Raw genomic sequence first — 23,733 nt, 5'->3', positions numbered from 1 at the left:
GCGCATCCTCACGCCGGGCGTCGAGCTTCTTGCCGGCATCCCCTCGGTCATCTACGGCTTTTTCGGCCTGGTGGTGCTGGTCCCGCTCATCCGCGAGGTGTTCAACGTGCAGGGCATGAGCCTGCTGGCGGCCTCGATCATCCTGGGCATCATGATTCTGCCCACCATCATCACCGTGGCGCGCAACGCCATCGATGCGGTGCCCGACAGCTACTACGAAGGCGCGCTTGCCCTGGGCGCCGACCACGAGCGCAGCGTGTTCCGCGTGCTCGTGCCCGCGGCCACTTCCGGCATCATGGCCGGCGTGGTGCTGGGCGTGGGCCGTGCCATCGGTGAAACGATGGCCGTGGTCATGATCGCCGGCAACCAGGCCGTCATCCCCGACAGTCTGCTTGACGGCGTGCGCACGCTGACCACCAACATCGTTCTGGAGATGGGCTACGCTGCCGACCTGCATCGCGAGGCGCTTATCGCCACCGCCGTGGTGCTGTTTGTGTTCGTCCTGATCATCAACCTGGTGTTCGCCATTCTGAACGGGAGGTCTAAGCGATGAGCGATACCGCCAATACCGCCGCGCGCAAGCCGCATCGCAAGACGTCCTCCGTCATTCTGAATGCGCTTGTTCACCTGGCTATCTTCCTGACCATCGCGGTGCTCCTAATCGTGGTGGGCTACATTCTGGTCATGGGTATCCCCAACCTAAAGCCCGAGCTGTTCGCGCTCGAATACAACTCGGACAACGTGTCCATGCTGCCGTCATTGGTCGACACGCTGCTGGCCGTGCTCCTTACGCTGGTCATCGCCGTGCCCCTGGGCGTCATGGCGGCGATCTTTCTGGTGGAATACACCACGCGTGGCAATAAGTTCGTGAAGATCGTGCGCCTGACGGCTGAGACGCTGGCGGGCATCCCCTCCATCGTCTACGGCCTGTTCGGCATGCTGTTCTTCGTGGTGTTCCTGGGCTGGGGCCTCTCGCTTCTGGCGGGCTGCCTGACGCTTGCCATCATGGTGCTGCCCACCGTGATGCGCACCACCGAGGAAGCGCTGCGCGCCGTGCCCGACGCCTACCGCGAAGGCAGCTTCGGCCTGGGCGCCGGCCGCCTGCGCACCGTGCTTTCCGTCGTGCTGCCGCCGGCTATGCCTGGCATCCTGGGCGGCATCATCCTGTCCATCGGGCGCATCGTGGGCGAATCCGCCGCGCTTATCTTCACCGCAGGCTCTGTGGCCGCTATCCCCGACTCGGTGTTCGGTTCGGTGCGCACCATGTCGGTACATATGTACGTGCTGGCATCCGAGGGCCTGCACATCGATGCCACCTACGCCACCGCCGTGGTGCTGCTGGTCATCGTGCTGCTGATCAATGCGCTGGCGTCGTTCGTGGCCAAGCGTCTTACGAAAGGAAACGAGGAATAAATGATAGACGTCGACCTCTCGGCGCTGCAGGAAGAGGCTGGAGAAGCTTCTGCGGTGCCCTCCAAAACCAAGATCGCCGTCAAGAACCTGGACCTGTACTACGGCGAATTCCATGCGCTGCACAATATCAATATGGACATGCCTGAGAACAAAATCACGGCCTACATCGGGCCTTCGGGCTGCGGCAAGTCCACGCTGCTGCGCACCCTCAACCGTATGAACGACCTGGTGGAGGGCTGCCGTATCGAGGGCGAAGTGGTTATCGACGGCGAAAACGTGTACGCGCGCGGCACCGACGTGAACCGTTTGCGCAAGCGCGTGGGCATGGTGTTCCAGAAGCCCAATCCGTTCCCCATGACGGTGTACGATAACATCGCCTTCGGTCCGCGCACCCACGGCGTCAAGGACAAGGCAAAGCTGGACGAGATCGTGGAAACCGCGCTGCGCAAGGCCGCGATCTTCGACGAGGTCAAAGACACCCTGAAGAAAAGCGCCTTGGCCCTTTCCGGCGGCCAGCAGCAGCGCCTGTGCATCGCTCGCGCTTTGGCTGTCGAACCCGAAGTGCTGCTGATGGACGAGGCCACGAGCGCCCTGGACCCGATTTCCACCGGACGCATCGAGGAACTGGCGACCGAGCTCAAGAAGGATTACACCGTGGTCATGGTGACTCACAACATGCAGCAGGCCGCCCGCGTGTCCGACATGTGCGCGTTCTTCCTGCTGGGTGACCTGGTTGAGTTCGATGAGACTCAGGTGCTGTTCAGCCACCCCAAGGAGAAGCGCACGGAAGACTACATCACAGGAAGGTTCGGCTAAGTCATATGATGCGTACCGTTTTTGATTCCCAGCTGGCGCTGCTCGATGCTCAGATGCTGGTCATGGCTTCCTCGATGGAGGAGGCCGTCGTTGGCGCCGTGGAGGTGCTTGAGTCGCGCGACAAGGAGCGCGCCCGCGCCATCATGGAGGGCGATGACGAAATCGACCATCAGGAGCGCGAAATCGAGGCACTGTGCCTGAAGCTGCTTTTGACCCAGCAGCCTGTGGCGGGCGATCTTCGCCGTGTTTCCGCCGCGCTCAAGATGGTGGGCGACATGGAGCGCATCGCCGACCAGGCTGCCGATGTTGCCGAAATCGTGCTCACGCTCGAGGGCGACGACTTCGACCCCAAGCTGCACAAGCACCTTGCCAAGATGGGCCGTTACGCCGCCAACATGGTGCATGACGCCGCCGAGGCGTTCGTCAAGCGCGACGGCGAGCGCGCCGCCCAGGTGGTGGGCGAGGACGCCAACGTGAACGAGATGTTCGACCGCGTGAAGCGTGACATCATCAAGGGCATTCAGGCGGAAAGCGACCCGGCGGCCAACCTCGTAGAGGCGCTTATGGTGGCGAAATATCTTGAACGTGTGGGCGACCATGCCCAAAACATCGCGGAATGGGTAGAATACTCAATCACGGGCCGATACAAAGGAGAGCTGCTCGGATGATTTACTACCTTGAGGACGACGAACAGATTCGCAATCTGACGCTGTACACGCTTTCCCAGACGGGGCACGAGACCCGTGGGTTCTCGCGCGCCGCTGAGATGGATGCCGCGCTTACGCAGGCGATTCCCGATTTGTTTCTGCTTGACGTGATGCTTCCTGACGAGGACGGCATCAGCGTGCTCAAACGCCTGCGCAAGGATCCGCGCACGCAGGACGTGCCCATCATGATGCTCACGGCGAAATCCACCGAATACGATACCGTGACCGGGTTGGATTCGGGCGCCGATGACTATCTGGCCAAGCCGTTCGGCATGATGGAGTTGCTTTCGCGCGTGAACGCGCTTCTGCGCCGCGCTGCCCGCGAGGGCGCCGAATCCACGCCCCTCGCTGCGGGCGAGACGCTGGATGCCGGCCCTATCTCGCTTGATCCTGCGAGCTATCGCGTGACGGTTTCGGGTGAAGAAGTGCGTCTTACCCACAAGGAGTTCGAGATGCTGCGCTATCTGATGGAGAACCGTGGCATCGTGGTTTCGCGCGACAAGCTGCTCGAGCGCGTGTGGGGCTATGGCGTGGCGGGCGAGACCCGCACCGTGGACGCTCACGTGCAAACGCTTCGCAAGAAGCTGGGCGAGGCCGACCCCGAGGCGGTTTCGTTCGTGGAGACCGTGCGTGGCGTGGGCTATCGCCTGAAGGCATAACCGCTTTCCGCCGTCAACGGAGCCATCCTCATGGACATTCGCATTCAATCGCTTTCGAAGAAAGATGCCACGGGCGACGAGCCTCGTCAAAGGTGGCATCTTTCTCGCGCTGTGGCATCTATGGTCGCCGCTGCTTCCGCCACGCTGGTCATCATCTGCTGCATTCTGTATGCCGCGGTGTTCTATTTTACGCTCGACCAGCGCGCCGTGGACGATCTTGAGGCAGAGGCAGAAGGGTACGCGCGCGTCATCAACGAGACGGGCTACACCGGCAGCGATGCGATTGACATGGTCAAAACCGAAAGCACCATCGAGCCCGATACGCGCATGACGCTTATCGCGCCCGACGGAACGGTGCTGTACGACTCGTATGCAGACGAATCGTCCATGGAAAATCACGCTCAACGCCCCGAAGTGGTCGAGGCCATGCAGACGGGCGAAGGGCAAAGTGGCCGCTACTCTGAAACGCTTGGCGAGGAGACGCTTTACCACTCCGTGCTGCTGACCGACGGATCAGTGCTCAGGCTTGCCGTCACGCAGTCCACCATCTGGGGCATCATGGGTACCATCGCGCTGCCGTGCCTGCTCGTGTTGGTGTTGGCGGTTGTGATTTCGTTCCTTATTGGCTACCTGGTTGCCCGTCGCGTTATCGCGCGTATGGAGAAGATCGACCTGAACAATCCCATCGACGGCGACGCGCCCGAGGAGCTCATGCCGTTGCTGAGGCGCCTTGACGCGCAGCACCGTCGCCTTGACGCTCAGGCCAGCGAACGCCGTATGTTCACGGCGAATGTGTCGCACGAGCTCAAAACGCCGCTGACCGTCATTTCGGGCTATGCCGAAATCATCGACAAGGGCATTGCCAAGCCGCGCGACGTGCGTAGGTTCGCCGGCCTCATCCATGACGAGGCCCAGCAGATGAAGAGCATGGTGGAAGAGATCATCGCTCTTACGCATCTGGATGAGATAGGCGAAGGCCAGATGGAGCTTGACCTTCAGCAGGAAGTGCCGCTCGAGTCGGTTGCCAACAACGCTGTGGCGCGTCTGCGGCCTTTGGCCGAACGATCTCGTGTCGATCTGGTGGTGCAGATCAGCCGCGTGGACAACGAGCCCATCATGGTGCGCGGCAATGCCCGCATCCTGGAAGAGATGGTGCGCAACCTTGCCGAAAACGCCGTGCGATACAACCACGAGGGGGGTCGTGCGATCGTCGAGGTGGCATCCGAAGGCGGAAAATCGGTGCTGCGCGTGAGCGATACGGGCCGCGGCATTCCCCATGAGCTGCGCGAGCGCGTGTTCGAGCGGTTCTTCCGCGTGGAGGAAAGCCGCTCTAAGGATACAGGCGGAAGCGGTTTGGGCCTGGCGATCGTCAAGCACGCCGCTCAGGTGCACGGCGCCAGCATCAGCATCACCGACAATCATCCCGAAGGCACCATCATTACCGTGACTTTTCCGGCTTAGTAAACCTTAATACTGCGCTACACTGTGAGGTTATAGCGCTTCGGGCAAATTCGTTCGAAGCGTAACCTATTTCCGAGCAGAAAGGCGAGCATCGTGAAGCTTCTCGAAGAGCGCATCCAGAAGGATGGCGTGGTCAAGGCCGAAGGCGTGCTGAAAGTGGATAGCTTTCTGAACCACCAGATTGACATCAAGCTTCTCGACGAGATGGGTGCCGAGTTCAAGCGCCTGTTCGCCGATGCTCCCATCAACAAGATTCTTACCATCGAGGCGTCCGGCATCGGCATCGCATGCATCGCGGCGCAGCATTTCGGCGTGCCGGTGGTGTTCGCCAAGAAGGCGCAGAGCATCAATCTCGATGGCGAGATGTATTGTACGCGCATCCAGAGTTTCACGCACGGCAAGGTGTTCGACGTCATCGTGTCCAAGAAATTCATTGGCCCCGACGACCATGTGCTGATTATTGACGACTTCCTGGCCAACGGTTGTGCGCTTAACGGCCTGATTGAAATTGTCGAGGCCGCCGGCGCCACGGTCGAAGGCATTGGCATCGCGGTGGAGAAGGGCTTCCAGCCCGGCGGCAAGAGCCTGCGTGAGCGCGGGTATCGCCTGGAGTCGCTCGCCATCGTGGACCGCATGGATCCCATGACCGGCAAGATCACGTTCCGTCCACAGGGCGGCGACGCGCCGACGTATGGCGAGGTGGTCGAGGTAAACGCCGACGACCTCGCAAGCGCCGATGCGGCGTTCGACGCGGCCGCGAAGGGCGAGGCGTAAGCCGTGGCGGCTGCGGGCGGCGCCAAGGGCGCAAAGAAGCAGTTCAACCACGCAAGTCTGTTCCAGCTCGACGGCGATATCCCTTTGCTGCGCGCCATTCCCTATGGCCTGCAGCACGTGCTCGCGATGTTCGTGGCCAATCTGGCGCCCATCGTGGTGGTGGCGGGTGCGGCCGAGCTTGCCGAGGACCAGACGGCCATGCTGGTGCAAAGCGCCATGCTCATCGCAGGCATCGGAACGCTTATCCAGCTGTTCCCGGTGTGGAGGATCGGTAGCGGCCTGCCCATCGTCATGGGCATCAGCTTCACATTCGTGTCGGTGCTGTGCGTGATTGCGGCGCAGTACGGCTACAACGCGGCTATCGGCGCCATCATCGTGGGTGGCATCTTCGAAGGCACGTTAGGCCTGTTCGCCAAGTATTGGCGTCGCATCATTTCGCCTATCGTGGCGGCCGTGGTGGTTACTTCAATCGGTTTCTCGCTGCTTTCCGTTGGTGCGACCAGCTTCGGTGGCGGCAGCGGCGCGGAGGATTTCGGATCGCCGCGCAACCTGGCGTTGGGCGCCATCGCTCTGGTGTCGTGCCTTGCGTTCCAGATTCTCGCCAAGGGTAAAACCAAGCAACTTTCGGTTCTGTTCGGCCTGGTAGTTGGCTATATTGCGGCACTTATCATGGGTGCGGTCGACCTGACAGCGTTCCAGAACATGCAGTTGTTCGCCCTGCCGCACATCATGCCGTTCACGCCTGAGTTCAACCTGGGCGCCATCATCTCGCTTGCGGTCATCTTCCTGGTGAGCGCCACCGAGACCATCGGCGACACCTCGGCGCTTACCATCGTGGGCCTGGGCCGTGAGGTGCGCGAGAAGGAGCTTTCGGGTTCGCTTGCCGCCGACGGCTTCGTAAGCGCGCTTTCCGGTTGCTTTGGCTGCCTGCCTGTGACGTCGTTTGCTCAGAACATCGGCCTGATCGCCATGACCAAGGTGGTCAACCGCAAGGCCATCGCCACCGGTGCCGTCATCATGCTGTTGGCGGCGCTGCTGCCTGTGGTGAGCGCCGTGTTCTCCAGCCTGCCTGAGGCTGTGCTGGGCGGCTGCACCATCATGATGTTTGGCAACATCATCGTGAGCGGTTTCCAGATGATTGCGCGCGCCGGGTTCAGCCAGCGCAACATCCTGATTACGGCTCTGTCGCTTGCCATCGGCATCGGGTTCACCCAGGTGTCCGACATCTTCGTGATTTTCCCCGAGCTGGTGCGTAGCGTGTTTGCCGACAACTGCGTGGCCGGCGTGTTCCTGGTGGCCGTGGTGTGCAACCTGGTGCTGCCTAAGGACATCTCCATCGATGGCGCCGAGGTTGCGGGTGCGGCGGAACAGCAGCAGGCCGACGCCGAGGCGCTCAGCGACCTGCGCGAGCGCGCCGCGGCAGGCGATGCTGCAGCAGCCGCCGCCGTGGAGGCCGAAGAGCCGGCGTTCGTGGCTCCCAAGCCTGCCGAACTCGTGTTCGGCGATCCCGACAAACGCAAAACGTCTCAAGAGGACGAGTAATGTCATTGATGGAAATCTAAACTAACGCGCCCCGATGTTCCATATCGGGGCGCGTTAGTTATTGCCATAGAGCAGTACCTCGTCTTTACGAATGCTGGCAAGGAATTCTTCGGAAAGGCTGCCGGTTGTTGCAACGTCCACGGACGTTCCGAGCGCCTGCTCCATATCATACGCGAATCCGCCGAGTTCAAGACCACGTATTGCCCCTTTATCGATTCGTAAATCGACATCGCTCTGTGGCGTTGCTTCGCCGCGAGCATAGGAGCCAAAGAGCCATGCCTTTGCGACGCCGTATTTTTGGCAAATGCTTGTCACGGCATCTCGTATTTGCCAGAAGGTAAGAAGGTGCTCGGAATCTTTCTCAGGGAGCTTGATTTCAAAGGGAAGACCTTTGTTTAGGACTATCTGGGCGTAAAGCGAAGAGATTGCCACGGAATGGGTAATACCCAAAGATGAAAGTATCTCCTCAGCCGCCTGCTTTGTAGGGGTTGCGATGCGCGCGCTGACTGTCGTGTATTCGCTCATTTCTACCTCTGTAATATATAGTAATAAAATATATTACGAATATTACCACAATGTTGTAATTGAAAATGAAAAGGCAAAAGAAGAGCCCGCTATGCGGGCTCATTGGGTTTGGGCTATCAAATGAAACAATGCAAAGCTATTGCTTGTGTCGTGAAATAACTAAATCGCATCGGCGCCAACGAGAACGAGGATATCGAGGCCGTCCATCGTGGTGCCTTCGGCGAGCTCTCCGGACTTGAAGGTTTTCACCTCGCCGCCGAGCGCCTTGGCGATCTTGTCTGCCTCAGCACGCACTTCTTCGGCGTCATCGCCTTCGCCCGTCACGTACACCGTGGTGGTGGGCATAACGGCAGCGAGATAGCTGTCGACGGAAATCTCATAATTGCTGCCCTCGATGCCATCGGTGGCGAGCTTTTCCTGGGCGGCACCTGCCAGGCCGTCCGCACCGCCCGCATTCAGGATGCTCACCACGAAGGGTCCTTCGTGAACGGGCTTTTCGGCCTCTTCTTCCTTCGCTTCCTTGTCAGCGTCAGCGGCCTCGGCGTCGTCGTTAGTCTTTGCCGCGTTGTCCTGCTGCTCTGTCTGCTCCTGGCCGTAATCTGCAGGGGGCGTAGCGATTTCGGGCTCGTGTCCGCAGGCGGAAAGCGCGAACAGGCATGTGACGGCAAGCGCCAGGGCGGCAAGACGAATCAAGAATGCGCGCGTATGGGTGAGCGCGAAGCGATGCGTAGTGACCATGAGTCCTCCCTCTCGAGTAGCGTGTTCCGCGCATGCAAAAAGTGCCTTCCGGGCACACGTGCTTTGCGGAAGGGGTGTGGCGCACAGTCATTTTGTGTTCTCAGCGGTTGGAAAGAGGACATTCGCCGCTCGTGCCAAGCGTTGCAGAAAGCGCATCGCCTTGCGCGGCACGAACGAAAGCACCCACCCCTTCAACCATACGCTGAGTCCAGCGACATATTGTAGCGCAAGGTTGTCATATGTGCGCGAAAAGCACGCTCCCCGACCGGGCAGGGGCACAATTGCCGGTCGGGGCGTAAAGGGCGTACGGGCTCTCTATTGGCGGGCGGCGGCTGCTTCGTTCTGATGGGAAGCGGACTCCGCTCGTGGTGCCCGCCCCTATGCGCCCAGTTTCGTCAGGTCGATCTGCATCAAACGGGCGATGGTGAGGATGTACACGCGCATCGCGCGTTTGAGACTTTCCTCGGAAACTCCTTCGTCGGCGCCGTGCATAGGGCCCACCCAATCGGGGTAGGCATCGTGCGGATCCTCCGGCCCGAAGCTCGCCGCGCAGGGGAATTCGCGCGCATACGTGCCGCCACCGATGGTGAAGGGCTCGCCGTCAAAGCCAGTAGCTTCGCGGTAGGCCGCGGCCAACGCCTGAATGGCGGGGCTGTCGGGCTTGGTGAGGAAGGGCGGAAGGCCGCCGGTGAGTTCCACGGTTGCACCGGCTTCCGCGGCCAGTGCCTGGAACTTTGCCAGCAGTTCCTCGCCTGTCGTGGAAGTGGGGTAGCGGATGTCGATGGTGATGCGCATGCGGCCCTGTTCGCGGTGGATGGTGCCCACGATGCACGTGAGGCCGCCGAAGTATTCGTCCTGCGAATCGACGCCGATCGAACTGCCGTCGGTGGAGTCCATGATGCGGCCGATCATGCGCAGGTACGCCTCCTCGGCGGGGTTGCACAAGCCGTTTGCGAGCGCGTATTTCACCAGCATATCGATGGCGTTCACCGTGCCTTCAGGCAGCGACGCATGGCCGCCGCGTCCGGTTGCCACAAGACGCGCGCATCCGTCGCCCGCATCGGTGATCTCGATGCCCTCGGCCGCAGGCAGGTTGGCGATGTCGGCGTACACCACAAGCGCGGCCTGGCTGGGCACCGCGTTGGTGGACGAATCGCCCGTGGTGAAATCCACAATGCGTCCGTCGATGATCGCGGGAGACATGATGGCGCAGTCGAACTGGCCTTTCTCGCCGTAGCAGGCGGGGAAGGCGTTGTCGGGCGTGAAGAGGAACGCTGGGGCGGAGTAGTGCTCCAGGTAGTAGCGCACGTCGCGCATGGTGCCGGTTTCCTCGTTGGTGCCCATGAGCATGCGCAGCGTATAGGGCAGGCGTGCGCCGGTACGCTCGCACCATTCCTGGAAGAATTTCATGCAATAGAGCGAGATGACCAGCGGGCCTTTGTCATCAATCACGCCGCGGCCGATGAGGAAGCCCTCGCGGCGCTCGAGCGTCCAAGGGTCGCTTGTCCAGCCTACGCCGGGCGTCACTACGTCGGCGTGGCAAATCAGGGCAAGCTGCTCGTCGCGCTCGCCTTCGAGGTCGGCGATGCCAATTTCGCCGGCGTCGTCCCAGGCGTTGAAACCCAAACGTTGCGCCAGATCAACGGAAGCGCGCAGGCCCTCATGCGCCTCGGGGCCAGAGGGGTCTTCCGCAGTGGCGCGGGTGAAGTCCACGATGCTGGGCACGGCCACAAGCGTGCCGATTTCGCGAACGATTTCCTCCCAATGCGCGTCGATAAACGCATCGGCCTGGGAGAGGAGCTCTTCGGTGGTGATATCGGTGATAGTGGCCATGGTCGTCCCTTTCTTCGTGCTCGGCGCAAGATTGCGCACCACGCGCTTTCCCGATAGCCGCGGGTTTCGCAAATCCGCTCGCATTCTATCACCGCGCGATTGCTCGCCGACGCCAGGACTCATTTCCGCCGCAAATAAGGCGAAGGCGCACCCAATTCCTCATGGCGTGGAAGCGCTGGTTCATATATAATGTCCATTCGCGCCCGAGTGGCGGAATGGCAGACGCGGCGGTCTCAAAAACCGTTGTCTTTGACGTGCGAGTTCGACTCTCGCCTCGGGCACCATCCCGCGCCGACAGGGGAACGCCATACCCGGCGTTCCCCTTTTTTGTTGCCGGGAGCAGCTGCCAGTGCGTCGGACACGCTTTCGGCGACGGGCGAAGCCTATTGAAGCAAGGCGTCTTCCGCTGTGGCGGGGCGCGAAGCAGGAGAGGATCGGCATGTCCGCATCACAGATCAACCTCGAAGGCCTTATCGTCAGCATCCCCGACCATCCCGAGCCGGGTGTCGTGTTCAAAGACATCACGCCGCTTCTCGCCGACCCGGAGGGCTTCGAGGCCGTTGTCGATCGCATCGCCGACCACTTCAAGGATGCCGGCGTGACCAAGGTGGTGGGCGCCGAGGCCCGCGGCTTCATGGTGGGCGCTCCTGTGGCATACAAGTTGGGTGCTGGCTTTGTGCCCGCGCGCAAGCCGGGCAAGCTGCCGCGCGAGGTGCTGAGCGAATCCTATGCGCTTGAATACGGCACTGACGAACTGCAGATTCATGCGGATGCCATCTCCGCGGACGACGTGGTGCTGCTGGTGGATGACCTGGTTGCCACGGGTGGTACGGCGGTTGCCCAGGTGAAGCTGGTCGAGAAATTCGGCGCGCGTCTGGCGGGCATGGGCTTTTTGATGGAGCTGGACTTCCTGCATCCGCGCGAGGCCATCGCCGAGGTCACCGACGTCGAAGTGTTCTCGCTCGTGCACGTGGAGTAGTGCACCTATTCACTCGGTGCGATGCTGCAGGTATCCGCGTGCCGCATGCATCGCGAATGTCTCATGCGGTGCGAGGGCTGCAGCCGCACGCTCATCGGATGAAACGCCTTCTGCCTCGAATAGCGAGAGGTGGGAGGCGTTTTTTATTGGGTGGCTTTTGCTCTCTGTTTTCTGCGCCGCATCAACTCTGACGACCGTCGGCTCTATGGCGCCGGGCTGCTTCACCTATTCTTTGCGCGATGTCAACACAAAGTTGATGAGTATGGGGCTTTGGCGAAGCGCTTTTGCAATCTAGTGCGCAAAAGCACCGATAGGGCGAATGCGTGCTAGAATCGGGCGGTTTTCTGGCTATGCCAGGCCGGCCTGTGCGGCGGCTCAAGCCGTGGGTCAAGTCGATCTTGGGGAGTGCTCATGAGCCCAGTGAAAAAATCCAGCAAGCTCTCGCGTGCCGAGTCCATTGCTTTTTGCGGTCTATCCATCGCGCTGCTTACTGTGAGCGCATGGGTCACCGTGCCGTTGGGGCCGGTTCCGTTCACGCTGCAAACCATGATGCTGGTATTCGTGGTGCTGCTGTTTCCTCCGCGCGAGGCGCTGGCAAGCGTGTTCGGCTATCTTGCCTTGGGCGCGTTGGGCGCTCCGGTGTTTTCAGGCATGAAGGGCGGCATGGCGTCTCTCTTGGGGCCTACGGGTGGCTTCATCATTGGCTTTGGCCTAGGTGCCGTGGCCGCTGTGTTGATTCTTAAGGTATGGAAATCCTCTGCGGCAAGAGGCGTCGCAGCGCGCCGGTCCGCCTCGGCTGATGCGGGGGACAAGGGTGCATCTTTCGCCGCTCCCCCCGTGCGGAACACGTCGCGCTTCGTATTCGCGTTGGGTATGGCTCGCGAATATACCGCCGCGCTCGCGCTTCTTATCGTGTCTTATGCATGCGGATGGGCCCAGCTCATGGCCGTGGCGGGTATGAGCCCGCTTGCGGCATTTCTCGCAGGCATCGCGCCGTTCATCGTTTTGGACGTCATCAAAATCGTCGTGGGCGCTTCGCTTGCGCACGCCATCCGCAACGCCGCGCCCGCCCTGCGCACGAAGGTGGCGTAGTTCTGCATACGAGGACGGCGGGAACGCGAGTGAGCCTATGCAGGCTGCTTGCAATGGTTCGGAGCGTAGCCTTTCGTACGAGAGCGGCACAGCTGTCCGAAAAAGCCGTTCGGAGAACAAACTCAAACGCGAAAGCCGTCCATAAAAGCGGGGTCTCTTCGGGGTTTCCGCTTTCGTTTTCATGGGCGGTGGCTTCCACCTGGCTTGAGAGAGTTCAATACTCGACTTAATCGACAATGGTCTTCGATTAAGTCGAGTATTGAACTTTTGAGTGGGAGAAATCGTCCAGCAGCGAAATGGTGCGTTGTAAAACACCAGGTCAGGTGATATTGCATTGAGAGCTGGTGCTTAGAATAGCGTGCCGAGAGTTCAATACTCGTTTCATTCGCAAATGCGCTTCGATTGAGTCAAGTATTGAATTCTCGGCGTAAGCGCGGTTCAAGATTCAGACGTTGAAACGCAAAGAGGAGCCGACCTTCGGCCGACCCCTCTTCCGAAACCTGCGATTTGTGTCAACAATGCCGTCGAGCATACCGCCTTTTATCTACGATGTGCGCTTTTCAATTTGCTACTTACGCCAGCGCAACCACCATGGTCAGCGGCACGGCGGCCATGACCACCAGGTAGCGGAGCATGAATCCGCCCACGAGCACGCTGATGTCAGAGGCGAAGCTGATCCAGTGCGCCTTGCGGCTTTCCTCAAACTCCTTGGGGCTGAAGAACAGCAGCCACAGCTCGAGCACGGTGGGAAGCACCAGGCCCACGGCCACCAGGCCGATCCAGAACCACAGCGCCCACTCGCCGCTTACCAGGTTGGCCACGCTCGCCGCGCCGGCGGAGTTGGTCTGCCCGGTGATGAACAGGAGCGACGCCACCAGCAGAAGCTCGATGATGGGCAGGCAGAAGTGGAACTTCTTGAGCACGCCCACGCGGTTGAACTCGTCGGCATGGCGAATGACGGCCAACATCAGCACGCTTGCGGCGCCGGCGCTCATGGCGCCCACCACGAACAGCACGGGCAGCAGCGCGTTGTTCCACAGCGGGTAGGTCTGGCACACGCCCAGCAGCGCGCCGGTGTAGGCGGCCACGCACAGCGAGATGACAACGCCCACGATGTCAAGCCAGGTGGGAATAGGCTTTTTCATGAAGTCCATGACAACGGCCACGATGGCCACCACCATGAACAGACTCAGGAACACCACGCCCCAGGTCATGACCGACCCCCAGTTGGTAAGCAGGTAGAAGAATCGGATGGGGTTGTGCAGGCCCGCCTCGGCGTCAACCATGAGCAGCACCAAGCCGATGGCGACCGCGATGGGGGCCACGATGTGTCCGGTGCGGCGCATCGAGGTGGCGTCGGGATGGCGCCAGCCGAGGAACGCCGAAGTGATGTAGGCGCCCGCGCCCAGACCAGCGAGGAACAGGTACCATGCGATGATGGAGCCCCAGATAGGTTCGTACGTCATCTTTCATCACCTCACGTAGAAGATCTTGGACTTCGTCAGGTCGCCCGCAAGCGGCTGCGCATTCAGCTTGACGATTTCGCGCGAAATCTCGCTCTCGGGGTCGTCAAGGTCGCCGAAGGTGCGCGCGCCGGTGAGGCAGGCCTCCACGCACGAGCACATCGGGGTGCCGTCGAGTGCGCCCACGGTGCACAGGCGGCACTTCTCGGCCACGCCGGTGACCTTGTTGTGCACGCGCACCTGGTAGGGGCAGGCGGTCATGCAGTACTTGCAGCCGATGCAGCGGCTTTCGTCAACGCGCACGATGCCGCCCTCTTCGATGTGCGTCGCACCGGTGGGGCACACCTTGGCGCACGGCGCATCCTCGCAGTGCATGCACTGGATGGGCACGGTCTCGATGCCCACGACGGGCAGCTTGCCGGTCTCTTTTTCCTCGTAGCGAATGTAGTCGATATCGGCGGCGAGGCCGTTCTGACGCTGGCAGGCCGTGCGGCACGCATAGCAGCCGATGCATTTGCGGGTGTTGATCAGCATTCCGTAGCGGGTCATCATGCACCTACCTTCTTAACCGTGACGATGGCTTCCTGCGTGCACGCTCCGCCGTATGCGGGCTCGATTCCGAAGGGCACGAAGTCCATCTGACGAAGTCCCACGCCGTACGCCGTGCGCTGGTCGGGCGACGAGCATCCGTAGTGGCTCGGCAGGTAGATGGACGTGGGCTCAATGCGCTGCGTCACGTGTACGCGCGTGCGCCCGGTGAACTCGCTGGAGGAAACCTCCACCTCGTCGTTCTCCTCGATGCCCCTCTGCGCCGCCACGTCGGCGTTCATCCAGATGCGCTCCAGGCCGTACTTCTTGGTGATTTCCATCAGCGGCTCGATGTTGGCCGTCTGAGTGTGCGTGTGGATGGCCTGCTTGCCGCCGATCAGGCGGAACTCGCCGTCGCCGGGCGTCGTGCGCGGCTCCAGCCATTCGGGGGAGGCGGGCAGCCCCGCGGCCACGCAGGCGTCGCTGGTGAACTGGATCTTGCCGGTGGGCGTGCCCCACACGGTCTTGGGGCCGTAGGCCACCTTGATGTCGGGGAAGGTGATAGTGCCCTTCTCCTGCAGTTCGGCCAGGCTGATGCCCAGCGTCTGCAGCTGTGCGTCGGCAAGCTCATCGATGGTGAAGTTGAAATACTCGCCCACGCCGCATGCCTCGGCAAGGCCGGAGAAAATCTCGTCGACGGGCTTGGTGTTGGGATGCACCTTCTCGATCACGCGGTCGCGCAGACTCACCACGGGCACCTTGCCGCCCACGAACTCAGGCACTTCCAGGCGCTCGAGGTAGCTGGTGTCGGGCAGCACGTAGTCGGCGCACATGCAGGTCTCGCTCATCTGCACGTCGATGGCGACCACCAGGTCCATGGCGTCGAAGCATTCGGCCAGGTGTGCCGGGTTGGAGTAGCCGGCGGCCATGTTGGACTGGTAGGTGATCATCGCGCGCATCTTACCGTCGAGGGCGGCTTCGGCTGCAGCGAGGCAGGTGCCCATGCTGGCGGCTGCGAGCGGGTACTCGTCAGAACCCACCTTCTTGCCCTCGACCGCGGGAGGCGCCGGGAACTTCTGCGGATCGAGCGGGCCAGCAGCGGCGCCGCCGTAGAAGATGGCTCCGCCCTTTTCGCCCCAGCAGCCGAGCAGCGTGTTGAACAGGCAGATCGCGCGGCCGGTTTCGCCGGAGTTCTGGTAAGCGCAGCCGAATGCCGCGCGCCAGCTCTGCTCGATGGACGAAGCGGGGGCCGCCTCCCAGAGCTCGTTGGCCAGGCGCGTGATGGTGTCGGCCGGGATGCCGGTGATGCCCTCGGCCCAAACGGGTGTGTACTGGGGCAGCTTGGCGAACCAATCCTCATAGCCGATGGCGTTGGCCTCGACGTACTCCTTGGCGTAGGTGCCCTGGCTCACCAGGACGTTCGCCATCGCGAGCACGAGCGCGAGATCGGTGCCGGGCTTGATGGGCACCCACTCGTCGGCGAAGTGGATGGAGTTGTTGCAGCGCGGGTCCACGATGACCACATGGCAGCCGTTGTCGTGGCCCTTCATCATCGCATGCACCGAGGAAGGACGAATGCCGTCGGCGTAGGAGCGGCCGATGAACAGCACCATCTTGGCGTTCTCGATGTCGCTCGAGTAGTCGCCGGCGCCGATGGCCTGCATGAAGCCGCTGGTCTTGGACAGGTTGCAGGAAGCGCCGTGCGTGTACACGTTGGGACTGCCCAGGGCGGTCATGAAGCGCGGGCAGTAGAAGCTGCCGGACGGGCGCGGGTCGTGGACGAGCGAGATGGCCTCGGGGCCGGACTCGTCGATGATGGCGGTGAGCTTTTCGCCGATCTCTTGGAAGGCCTGCTCCCAGCTGATGGCCTCGAACTCGCCGGCTTCGTTCTTCTTGAGCGGATCGGTCAGGCGATCCTCGGAATAGGCGATGGCGGCGTAGCCGTAGCCGCGGGCACACAGGGTGCCCTCGCAGTACGGATGGTCAGGGTCGCCGATCATCTTGCCCAGACGGCCGTCGGTCACGTATCCCGTGAATCCGCATTTGGACGAACAGGAGTTACACAGCGAGTGCGCGGTGGTTTCCTGGCCGCCTCCCGCCTCGTCGGCGTGCGCCTGCTCCCAGGCGTTGAAGCTTACAAAGCCGCCCCCTGCGGCAAGCGCCGCGGCGGCACCGCTGCGGGCCAGAAAGCTTCGCCTGGTTATTGCGTGCTTCGACATGGTATCCCCCTTCTTGGTTACTCGTCGGTCAAGCCAAGGTGAAAAAGCGCAGCGCTTGGTCGTGCGCTTGATTCCAAAAGTGTCCCGCGTTGCGTGAAGCGCGCGGTGTGCCGGTGCGATTCGGCTTTCTGCCGCGAGTGGTGCGTCCTCGGGCCTCGCGGCCGGCGTTACGCCGATGCGGCTGAGGCGCTGGCCAGAGCCTCCTGGCGGGCGCGGATGCCGATAAGCGCATCGACGAGCGCCAGATAGAACAACCCCTCGTCGCCTAGCGCCATCAGTTTCGTGCGATACGATCCGAGCCAGGCGAGGCGCTCGATGCAGAAGGTCTGCGCTTCGGCGGCCATCCCCGCCTCCAGCATCGTGGCGATGAGGTCGAGCTCGATGGCAAGGTGGTCAGGCGTGGAGGCGAACTCGTCGGGAATCAGGATTCCCATGGAGCGCGTGAGGTCGCGCATGTACAGAGCGGCATTCCCCATATAGAGCCCCGTGCGCCCTGCGAACGGCCCGTCGCCTGGCTTGCTCCACGTGGTATAGAGCGATTCGACGGGCACCGCGGATTGCGGCAGCCCGCCCGTGAAATGGCGGGCCGAAAACGATGCCTTCTCGTCATAGGTGGGCGGGGTGAACAGGGCGCGCACTTCCGTTTCGGCGAGAAAGTCGGAGAGGGGCTCGCCGCGGCGCGCGCGTCCTATAGGGGGAAGCGTTGCGCCCAGAGGCCTCTCGTCCTGAAGGAGGCTGCGGGCGCCGGAGAGGAAATCGGACCACGAGGCATCGGCGCGGATGGCGTTCCATTCGTCGCGCTCGACCGGGGCGAAGCAGCATGCGAACGTCGCGAACGTCATGGCATCGTTCATCATCGTGACCCCCTTTTGGCATCTGTTAATCCCTTTGATACCGCGAGTATGGCGCATGACACGTGGTTGTCTGTCCTCTCCTTGGGATGAATTTTTCCCATAAAATCCCAGGTCGGAAATGTCATCTCCTCTTTCATCTCAAACAGATGACACGATATGCGAGACATGCGCTATCATTAACAAGCTTTATTTCGCGCACGATGGGACATCGGCGGCGCTTAGGTGCCGGCGAGTGCGTGCGCAGTGTTTTTTCAGAGGGGGCGTCCTGATGGGCGAAGGGGCTATGCGCATTGCGGAAACATTTCGGCAGTATTCTTCGCTTGCTCCGGGAATCGTAGGTCTCGCGTGCGCTCGCGCCGGCATTGTGGTTTCGGCGGCGGGCAGCTATCTCAACACCGACGAAGGCGTATTCACCGACGGCGCGATGGCGCTGGTGTTCGTGTTCTTTTTCGCGATGGCAGCGGTTCTGTTCAAAACGCGTTTCGTGTTTCAGAAGCGTTTGATTAATGTGATTGCGCATGTGGCGGTGGCGCTCGAATTCGCGGGCGTGTTGATCATGGGCATGCTTCGCGCAACGGGCAATTGCACGTTCCCCTCGCGGTTTACGCTTTCCGCGCTTGTGAGCGCGGCTGGCATGGTGGCAATCGCCTATTGGCTGCGCCGGGCACGCGGCGCGAGTATGTCCACCGCGGCGGTGCTCGTGTTCTCGGCGATTTTCCTGAGCGAGGTCGTCGTATTCGCGACGGTGTTCCTTCCCGATGGGGTGCGCTGTCTTGCCGTGGCGCCTCTGGTGATAGCCCAGATTGGCTGCATCCACTGGGCGCGGCATCGGGGCAACGCCTCGGATCTTCCCACGCCCACGCGCGCAGACGACTATTTCGCCGTCATGACGACAGGCGCTACCAATCGCCGCTTTCTTGCCGCATGCGTTGTGGGTATCGTCGCCGTTTCGCTGGTTATCGGCTTTTTGCGCGGGTTCCCCGACGGCAATCCGGTTCCGTTCTGCATGCACACACGCATCGCGTGCTTCCTGCTGACCGAAGCGGCGTGCGTGGCGTTCGTCGTTGCGACGCTGCGCCAGCGCACGCGCGTCATGACGGTGGGCATCTGGGTGGTCATGCAGTTTTTGGCGGCGTTCACGCTGGTGCTGTACACGGCGTTTCCGGGGCATCTGGATGTGGGCGCCATCACGGCGACGCTGCTCAACACGCTCATGGGCGCGTTCGCGTATTACATCGTGCTCGCGTTCATGTCGTCGGGTTGGCGCGATCCGTTCTATTACGCCATCACCATTTGGGGCACGTGGGTGTTCTCGCGAGCGATCGGACGGTTCGTCCTGCTCAACGTGATGCCCATGGGGCACAGCCATTTCACGGGTACGGTCATTAGCCTGATGCTGCTGGTGGCCACGCAGGTGGTGTTCATCAAGCTTATCGAGGTTGCAGAATTCGCGGTGCGCTACGGCGGTGCTAATTCCATTGCTGGCGGTCGTCGCGGATCCTTGCTGGCAGGGGGTGCGGCTCTCGCCGCCAATGGCGATGCTGCGGACGAAAGCGCTGCGAATAACGCAGGTGAACCTTTGAATGCTGTGGCGGTTCCCGGCCACGATGGCAATGCTGCTGGTGTGACGTGGGAGGACACGCGTCACGAAACGCAATGGACGGGCGATATGAATGCGCCGAAGCCCAGTAGGCTGGAGCGTCTGCTGGGTCTTGATAATGATTCGGCCGTCGCCGACGTGCAGAGCGCCGTCATGCGCCATCATGCGCAGAGGATGGGCGAGCAGTTCCTGCTGTCCGAGCGCGAGGTTGAGGTGCTGGCGTTGTACGCGTCCGGCATGACGCAGAAACGCGTGGCCGAAGAGCTGCATATTTCGCAGACCACGGCGCATACCCACATCGGCCGCATCTACACCAAGACGGGGCTGCATTCGCGTCAGGAGATCCTCGACTACTTCAAGCAGTACGCCGACGCGTGAGGCTAACGGTTGCTGTCTGCGGATATATTCGCTGGCAGTTTTGCGGAGTATGTTATCCAAATATCGCGAATGGAGGTCGGCTACGTCAATTTTCTTAAGTATGTAATCCTTTTTCAGGCCGTATTTTTGAATAACATATCCAATAACGGAGTTTGCGCTTGGGAGGATAGGGCATTTTCCCTGGTGAGGAGTGTGTAGCCGGCTCATTTTGTGGATACGAGCGATTTGCTAGCCCAAAAAAGATTCGAAATGGATTACATACTCGGGAAAACTGACGGGACGCCTCTCGCGGACCACAAAACGGATTACATACTCTCTTTTTCTGCCAAGATTCCCAGGCGTCTGAGTTCGGCGATCCATAAAGCGGCGATTTGCGCATGGCCTTGCTTGTTGGGATGTAGGTCGTCTTCGACGTCGTAGGCGGGACCACCTGCGGCTGCGGCAAGGTCAGCGACATCCGCTCCGCATTCGGCGGCCACAAAGCGGATGCGTTCGTTGAATTCATCAAGAGGGGTCAGATATGACCACTTCTCGTCGAATGACCAGGTGGGGTCAAACGCCTTGCGAGGTTTAAGCACGGTGCCGCACACGATGTGAGCGTTAGGGTAGTTCGCCTGCATACGGCGGAGCATGGTGGCGTAGGCCTCGCGGAACGTGGGCTCTTCGGGCGATTCGGCATAATTTCGGTCGCACGGCACCGCGAACCCGAAATCGTTCACGCCGATATACACCAGAATGATATCGGGGCTGATGGTTGCTGCGGCGTCCGGATTGGACGGCGCTCCGAAGGCGGTCTTTCCCAATGCGCTCGTGCGATCGATGCCGCTTGCGCAGGGGAATTCCTCGCCCGTCACTTGGCTTCCCGAGTAAGAGTTGTTCACTAGCAGCTGAGCGTCCAGCGCCTCGATTACCTGCATCCACCAGGTGTCGCGCACCGATTCCAGATTGTTGATTGCCCGCTTCTCGGCGGTGTAGTACAACTCGTGCCCCTCGGGGATGAATCCTTCGTAAGTGGAGATTGAATCGCCCATGATGGATATGTTCACGCTGGTTCCTTACGTCGGCATACAGACATCACCGCTCATTGTGCCATGTTTGTGCACTATTTCGCGGGCGAAAACGTGAATGACGCCATTGTCAAAGGAAATAAGTTCGCGCAACCTCATGGTATCGTCTGGGCGACATCATATAAAAGTGCTTTGCGGTTGCTGTGGCACAACGCTTCGTTGCTGGACCTTTTACGATTGGCGTACGGGCGCGTTGTCGATATACGCGAGCAAAGTGGCTCAATCGGTCGCTCGGCATCTGATTTGCGATGACTTTATTGTGAAGTCACTTTATAATGGAGGCATGAACCGCGATGACCTCAAGGCGAGATGTGGTGAAATACTTTAAAGATAGGGGCTTCTGGTCTGTGGGAGGAACCAAGCATGAGAAGTTTACTAATGGGAGCGTCACCATTCTGATTAAGCGCCATAGGGAAATCGAGGACGAGGTGTTTTATCGCCTGAAAAAGCAAGCAGGTCTTAAATGAGCATCGGCAACGTAAGGAACGGGGGCCGTTATGCAACGTACCTATGAATTCGAACTGTGGCGCGGGGAACGACAGTGGATCATTGCATCGTTTGATCTTCCAGAAGCCATAACGCAGGGCGAAGACGTCCAAGACGCATGCGAATCAGCGGCGGATGTGCTGCGCGAGGTGTCGCGTGATGCGATGATGCGCGGCATGTCGTTGCCCTCTCCCACATTTGAGAACGAGCCGCGCAATGGCGGAATTCGCGTTATCGTATCGGTGGAAATTGGTCTGGACGAGGTGGCAAAAGTTTCCGCCACTGAGGCGGCTCGGTTGCTCGGGGTCTCGCGGAGCAGAGTGACCGCCATGATTGCGAGCCGCCATTTGGATGGATGGCGCGAAGGGCGCAACACGTGGGTGACGTGCGCGAGTATTGAAGCGCGTCTGGCTGACGCTCCGACTCCGGGTCGTCCAAGGAAAGAGGAAATGGCGTAAAAAGAGGGAGCCGAAGCTCCCTCGTTCATGCTTGGATGTGGGCCAGCTTCCTGGCGTTCTGGATGTTTGCTTCGATGGCGTTACGCCAGTCCCAGCCAAATTTGGAACTTAGGCAGGTATCCCATCACGAAGATGACCACCATCAGCACGGGGATGCAGTACTTGATCCACACGTAGCTCCACGAGGCGAACTTCATTCCCTTGCCGGCATCGGCCTCGTTGATGAAGTTCTTCCAACCCCAGCCGTAGCGGCTCGTGCAGAAGATCACGTAGAACAGGCCACCCAGCGGCAGGATGTTGTTGGACACGATGAAGTCCTCGAGGCTCTGGATGTCGCCGATGCCCGGCACCTGGAAGCCCGACCACAGGTTGAAGCCCAGGATGCAGGGGATGGACAGCACGATGATGCCTACGGCGTTGATGGCAACGGCGCGGCGGCGCGACACGTTCCACTGGTCCATGGTGAACGCGATGATGTTCTCGAACACGCCGATGACGGTTGACAGCGCCGCGAAGCTCATGAATACGAAGAACAGCGCACCCCAAAGCTGGCCCAGCCACATCTGGTTGAACACGCTGGGCAGCGTGACAAACACCAGGTTGGGGCCGGAATCGGGGTTCACGCCAAAGGCGAAGCACGCGGGGAAGATGATGAGGCCCGCAAGCAACGAAATCATGGTGGAAAGCCCTGCCACGCTCACGGCCTCGCCGGTCAGGCGACGGTCGCGGTCGATGTAGCTGCCGAAGATGGCCATGCCGGACGCGCCGATAGACAAGGTGAAGAATGCCTGGCCCATGGCGGCGTACACCGCATCGCCGAAGCCGTTCTCGATCATCTTGCCGAAGTCGGGCATCAGGTAGAACCTCAGGCCCTCGCCAGAGCCGGGAAGTAGCACGGAATTGACCGCCAGGATAACGATCGCCACGAACAGGCATGCCATCATCACGCTGGTGATGCGCTCCACTCCTTTCTGCAGGCCCATGCCGCAGATGCCGAAGCCAATGACGCAGATGAGCAGCATCCAGAGGAACATCTGCAGCGGATCGGCCTGCATGGCGGCGAACACCTCGCCGGTGGCGTCGGGCGCCACGCCGTTGAGCTCGCCGGCGGCGGTCTTGAACGCGTAGGCCACCATCCAGCCGGCCACGGTGGTGTAGAACATCATGAGGATATAGTTGCCCGCGAACGCGAACCACTTATACCAGTGCCACTTGGTGCCTTTGGGTTCCAGGATGTCGAAGCTGCGCGCACAGCTTTTCTGACTGGCGCGGCCGACGGCAAACTCCATGACCAGGATGGGCAAGCCCAGGATGGCCAAAAACACCAAGTACAACAGCACGAATGCCGCACCGCCGTACTCGCCGGTCACATAGGGGAAACGCCACACGTTGCCCAGGCCGATGGCGCAGCCTGCGGAAATAAGGATGAACCCGATGCGCGAGGCGAACTTCTCGCGCGGCTGGCCAGCGCCGCCTTGCGTAGCGGGGGAGGAATTGTCGCTCATGTCCATAACTCCAGAAACTCTTATTGCTGACGTTCAAGCGAATCGTCTTTCCGGCTTCTGCTCCGGTTTGGCGTTGCGCCATGCACAAGCGCAAGCCGGAAAGGCGGCACAAACGACACATTATAGGTCATTCGCCGCGTTCTCGTGCCGCTATGCTAGACTAAAGCGGTTTCAATTCCTCGTTAACAAGGAGCGTCGCATGGATAAAGCGATCATCACCGTGGTCGGGCAGGACACCGTAGGCATCATTGCACGCGTGTGCACGTATCTCGCCGACCACAAGGTCAACGTGCTCGATATCTCGCAGACCATCATCGATGGGTTCTTCAACATGATGATGATTGTGGACGTTGCGGCGGCCGACAAGGATTTCGGCGCCGTGGTGGAAGACCTCGAGCAGCTTGGCGACCAGATTGGTGTGCGCATTCGCTGCCAGAAGTCTGAAATATTCGAAAAGATGCATCGCATTTAGGGTTTCGCTGGGGAGGCGGAGAGGCCCCGGCGCACCCGCAATGCTACCGCTCGCTTTGCTCGCTATGCGCATTGCTCCGGTGGCCCGTTTTTGACGAATTTGAGCCACCGAGTGTCGCCGGGGACCTCTCCGCCTCCCCGGCGAAACCCTCGCATGCGCATGTC

At 60.8% G+C, this 23,733-nt stretch carries 21 protein-coding genes, 1 tRNA gene and 1 pseudogene; 14 read left to right on the top strand and 9 right to left on the bottom strand.

Features of this window, described 5'->3' with window-relative positions; genetic code table 11:
- The 8 genes and pseudogenes from pstC to Q0J60_RS04650 form a co-directional block, all read left to right on the top strand.
- The coding region (gene pstC / locus Q0J60_RS04685; protein WP_294439078.1) for a phosphate ABC transporter permease subunit PstC at positions 1-553 on the top strand (553 nt) is incomplete at its 5' end.
- Complete coding sequence (gene pstA, locus Q0J60_RS04680; protein WP_294439077.1) at positions 550-1,413, top strand: phosphate ABC transporter permease PstA; 864 nt, start codon at positions 550-552, stop codon at positions 1,411-1,413. The genes pstC and pstA, both read left to right, overlap by 4 nt.
- A gap of 54 nt (positions 1,414-1,467) precedes the next feature.
- Positions 1,468-2,229, top strand: a complete 762-nt coding sequence (gene pstB, locus Q0J60_RS04675) for a phosphate ABC transporter ATP-binding protein PstB (protein WP_367178787.1) — start codon at positions 1,468-1,470, stop codon at positions 2,227-2,229.
- 5 nt (positions 2,230-2,234) lie between these two features.
- A complete protein-coding gene (gene phoU, locus Q0J60_RS04670; RefSeq protein WP_294439075.1) occupies positions 2,235-2,897 on the top strand; it encodes a phosphate signaling complex protein PhoU in 663 nt (220 codons plus the stop codon).
- A complete protein-coding gene (locus Q0J60_RS04665) occupies positions 2,894-3,595 on the top strand; it encodes a winged helix-turn-helix domain-containing protein (protein ID WP_294439074.1) in 702 nt (233 codons plus the stop codon). Before phoU ends, Q0J60_RS04665 begins: the two co-directional genes overlap by 4 nt.
- Before the next feature lie 30 nt (positions 3,596-3,625).
- The gene (locus tag Q0J60_RS04660) at positions 3,626-5,056 is read left to right on the top strand and encodes a cell wall metabolism sensor histidine kinase WalK (RefSeq protein WP_294439073.1); all 1,431 of its coding nucleotides are present in this window, start codon (positions 3,626-3,628) and stop codon (positions 5,054-5,056) included.
- Between the two features lie 93 nt (positions 5,057-5,149).
- Positions 5,150-5,722 (top strand): annotated as a pseudogene (locus tag Q0J60_RS04655) (xanthine phosphoribosyltransferase); the annotation flags it as partial.
- A gap of 111 nt (positions 5,723-5,833) precedes the next feature.
- On the top strand, positions 5,834-7,372 hold the full coding sequence (locus Q0J60_RS04650) for a uracil-xanthine permease family protein (RefSeq protein WP_294439072.1): 1,539 nt from the start codon (positions 5,834-5,836) through the stop codon (positions 7,370-7,372).
- A gap of 54 nt (positions 7,373-7,426) precedes the next feature.
- On the opposite strand, the gene Q0J60_RS04645 is transcribed toward Q0J60_RS04650, so the two are convergent.
- The 3 genes from Q0J60_RS04645 to Q0J60_RS04635 all read right to left on the bottom strand — a co-directional run bounded on the left by Q0J60_RS04645 (position 7,427) and on the right by Q0J60_RS04635 (position 10,468).
- Positions 7,427-7,897: a type II toxin-antitoxin system RelB/DinJ family antitoxin gene (locus Q0J60_RS04645; RefSeq protein WP_294439071.1), complete on the bottom strand. Its 471-nt coding sequence runs from the start codon at positions 7,895-7,897 to the stop codon at positions 7,427-7,429.
- Positions 7,898-8,056: 159 nt separating this feature from the next.
- Positions 8,057-8,635, bottom strand: coding sequence for a LytR C-terminal domain-containing protein (locus tag Q0J60_RS04640; RefSeq protein WP_294439070.1), 579 nt, complete (start codon positions 8,633-8,635; stop codon positions 8,057-8,059).
- A gap of 378 nt (positions 8,636-9,013) precedes the next feature.
- On the bottom strand, positions 9,014-10,468 hold the full coding sequence (locus Q0J60_RS04635) for a Sapep family Mn(2+)-dependent dipeptidase (protein ID WP_294439069.1): 1,455 nt from the start codon (positions 10,466-10,468) through the stop codon (positions 9,014-9,016).
- 201 nt (positions 10,469-10,669) lie between these two features.
- Between Q0J60_RS04635 and Q0J60_RS04630 the strand changes: the two genes are divergently transcribed.
- The 3 genes from Q0J60_RS04630 to Q0J60_RS04620 all read left to right on the top strand — a co-directional run bounded on the left by Q0J60_RS04630 (position 10,670) and on the right by Q0J60_RS04620 (position 12,539).
- Positions 10,670-10,752, top strand: a tRNA-Leu gene (locus tag Q0J60_RS04630).
- A 155-nt stretch (positions 10,753-10,907) separates the two neighbouring features.
- Positions 10,908-11,447, top strand: a complete 540-nt coding sequence (locus Q0J60_RS04625; protein WP_294439068.1) for an adenine phosphoribosyltransferase — start codon at positions 10,908-10,910, stop codon at positions 11,445-11,447.
- 411 nt (positions 11,448-11,858) lie between these two features.
- The gene (locus Q0J60_RS04620) at positions 11,859-12,539 is read left to right on the top strand and encodes a biotin transporter BioY (protein ID WP_294439067.1); all 681 of its coding nucleotides are present in this window, start codon (positions 11,859-11,861) and stop codon (positions 12,537-12,539) included.
- Between the two features lie 572 nt (positions 12,540-13,111).
- Here Q0J60_RS04620 and nrfD read toward each other — a convergent pair.
- From nrfD to Q0J60_RS04600, 4 genes are all read right to left on the bottom strand, one after another.
- Entirely contained in the window at positions 13,112-14,005 is an 894-nt protein-coding gene (nrfD, locus tag Q0J60_RS04615; protein WP_294439066.1) for an NrfD/PsrC family molybdoenzyme membrane anchor subunit, read from the bottom strand.
- Between the two features lie 6 nt (positions 14,006-14,011).
- Positions 14,012-14,551 (bottom strand): 4Fe-4S dicluster domain-containing protein, encoded by a 540-nt coding sequence (locus tag Q0J60_RS04610; protein ID WP_294439082.1) that lies wholly within the window; start codon positions 14,549-14,551, stop codon positions 14,012-14,014.
- Complete coding sequence (locus Q0J60_RS04605) at positions 14,551-16,749, bottom strand: molybdopterin-dependent oxidoreductase (protein ID WP_294439065.1); 2,199 nt, start codon at positions 16,747-16,749, stop codon at positions 14,551-14,553. The genes Q0J60_RS04610 and Q0J60_RS04605 overlap by 1 nt, the downstream gene beginning before the upstream one ends.
- A gap of 167 nt (positions 16,750-16,916) precedes the next feature.
- Positions 16,917-17,606: a molecular chaperone TorD family protein gene (locus Q0J60_RS04600; protein WP_294439064.1), complete on the bottom strand. Its 690-nt coding sequence runs from the start codon at positions 17,604-17,606 to the stop codon at positions 16,917-16,919.
- Positions 17,607-17,871: 265 nt separating this feature from the next.
- Between Q0J60_RS04600 and Q0J60_RS04595 the strand changes: the two genes are divergently transcribed.
- The gene (locus Q0J60_RS04595) at positions 17,872-19,581 is read left to right on the top strand and encodes a response regulator transcription factor (protein WP_294439063.1); all 1,710 of its coding nucleotides are present in this window, start codon (positions 17,872-17,874) and stop codon (positions 19,579-19,581) included.
- Between the two features lie 305 nt (positions 19,582-19,886).
- Here Q0J60_RS04595 and Q0J60_RS04590 read toward each other — a convergent pair whose 3' ends face one another.
- A complete protein-coding gene (locus Q0J60_RS04590; protein ID WP_294439062.1) occupies positions 19,887-20,627 on the bottom strand; it encodes an SGNH/GDSL hydrolase family protein in 741 nt (246 codons plus the stop codon).
- 518 nt (positions 20,628-21,145) lie between these two features.
- On the opposite strand from Q0J60_RS04590, the gene Q0J60_RS04585 reads away from it, so the two are divergent.
- Complete coding sequence (locus Q0J60_RS04585; RefSeq protein WP_123208627.1) at positions 21,146-21,592, top strand: helix-turn-helix domain-containing protein; 447 nt, start codon at positions 21,146-21,148, stop codon at positions 21,590-21,592.
- Positions 21,593-21,672: 80 nt separating this feature from the next.
- Here the strand turns inward: Q0J60_RS04585 and Q0J60_RS04580 are convergent, their stop codons facing one another.
- Complete coding sequence (locus tag Q0J60_RS04580) at positions 21,673-23,097, bottom strand: sodium-dependent transporter (protein ID WP_181443021.1); 1,425 nt, start codon at positions 23,095-23,097, stop codon at positions 21,673-21,675.
- Between the two features lie 199 nt (positions 23,098-23,296).
- On the opposite strand from Q0J60_RS04580, the gene Q0J60_RS04575 reads away from it, so the two are divergent.
- Complete coding sequence (locus Q0J60_RS04575) at positions 23,297-23,569, top strand: ACT domain-containing protein (RefSeq protein WP_273122317.1); 273 nt, start codon at positions 23,297-23,299, stop codon at positions 23,567-23,569.
- Positions 23,570-23,733: the final 164 nt, after the last annotated feature.

It is taken from the genome of uncultured Slackia sp., assembly GCF_944321625.1.
Taxonomy (GTDB): Bacteria; Actinomycetota; Coriobacteriia; order Coriobacteriales; family Eggerthellaceae; genus Slackia.
This window is presented reverse-complemented; position numbering and strand designations above follow the sequence as displayed.

Bases quoted from the DNA above. Each gene is read 5' to 3' on its own strand.
- Q0J60_RS04635 (WP_294439069.1), bottom strand. From the start codon at position 10,468: ATGGCCACTATCACCGATATCACCACCGAAGAGCTCCTCTCCCAGGCC.
- Q0J60_RS04610 (WP_294439082.1), bottom strand. From the start codon at position 14,551: ATGACCCGCTACGGAATGCTGATCAACACCCGCAAATGCATCGGCTGC.
- Q0J60_RS04645 (WP_294439071.1), bottom strand. From the start codon at position 7,897: ATGAGCGAATACACGACAGTCAGCGCGCGCATCGCAACCCCTACAAAG.
- Q0J60_RS04620 (WP_294439067.1), top strand. From the start codon at position 11,859: ATGAGCCCAGTGAAAAAATCCAGCAAGCTCTCGCGTGCCGAGTCCATT.
- Q0J60_RS04580 (WP_181443021.1), bottom strand. From the start codon at position 23,097: ATGAGCGACAATTCCTCCCCCGCTACGCAAGGCGGCGCTGGCCAGCCG.
- Q0J60_RS04575 (WP_273122317.1), top strand. From the start codon at position 23,297: ATGGATAAAGCGATCATCACCGTGGTCGGGCAGGACACCGTAGGCATC.
- Q0J60_RS04605 (WP_294439065.1), bottom strand. From the start codon at position 16,749: ATGTCGAAGCACGCAATAACCAGGCGAAGCTTTCTGGCCCGCAGCGGT.
- pstA (WP_294439077.1), top strand. From the start codon at position 550: ATGAGCGATACCGCCAATACCGCCGCGCGCAAGCCGCATCGCAAGACG.
- Q0J60_RS04640 (WP_294439070.1), bottom strand. From the start codon at position 8,635: ATGGTCACTACGCATCGCTTCGCGCTCACCCATACGCGCGCATTCTTG.
- phoU (WP_294439075.1), top strand. From the start codon at position 2,235: ATGATGCGTACCGTTTTTGATTCCCAGCTGGCGCTGCTCGATGCTCAG.
- nrfD (WP_294439066.1), bottom strand. From the start codon at position 14,005: ATGACGTACGAACCTATCTGGGGCTCCATCATCGCATGGTACCTGTTC.
- Q0J60_RS04585 (WP_123208627.1), top strand. From the start codon at position 21,146: ATGCAACGTACCTATGAATTCGAACTGTGGCGCGGGGAACGACAGTGG.
- Q0J60_RS04600 (WP_294439064.1), bottom strand. From the start codon at position 17,606: ATGATGAACGATGCCATGACGTTCGCGACGTTCGCATGCTGCTTCGCC.
- Q0J60_RS04665 (WP_294439074.1), top strand. From the start codon at position 2,894: ATGATTTACTACCTTGAGGACGACGAACAGATTCGCAATCTGACGCTG.
- Q0J60_RS04660 (WP_294439073.1), top strand. From the start codon at position 3,626: ATGGACATTCGCATTCAATCGCTTTCGAAGAAAGATGCCACGGGCGAC.
- Q0J60_RS04595 (WP_294439063.1), top strand. From the start codon at position 17,872: ATGGGCGAAGGGGCTATGCGCATTGCGGAAACATTTCGGCAGTATTCT.
- Q0J60_RS04625 (WP_294439068.1), top strand. From the start codon at position 10,908: ATGTCCGCATCACAGATCAACCTCGAAGGCCTTATCGTCAGCATCCCC.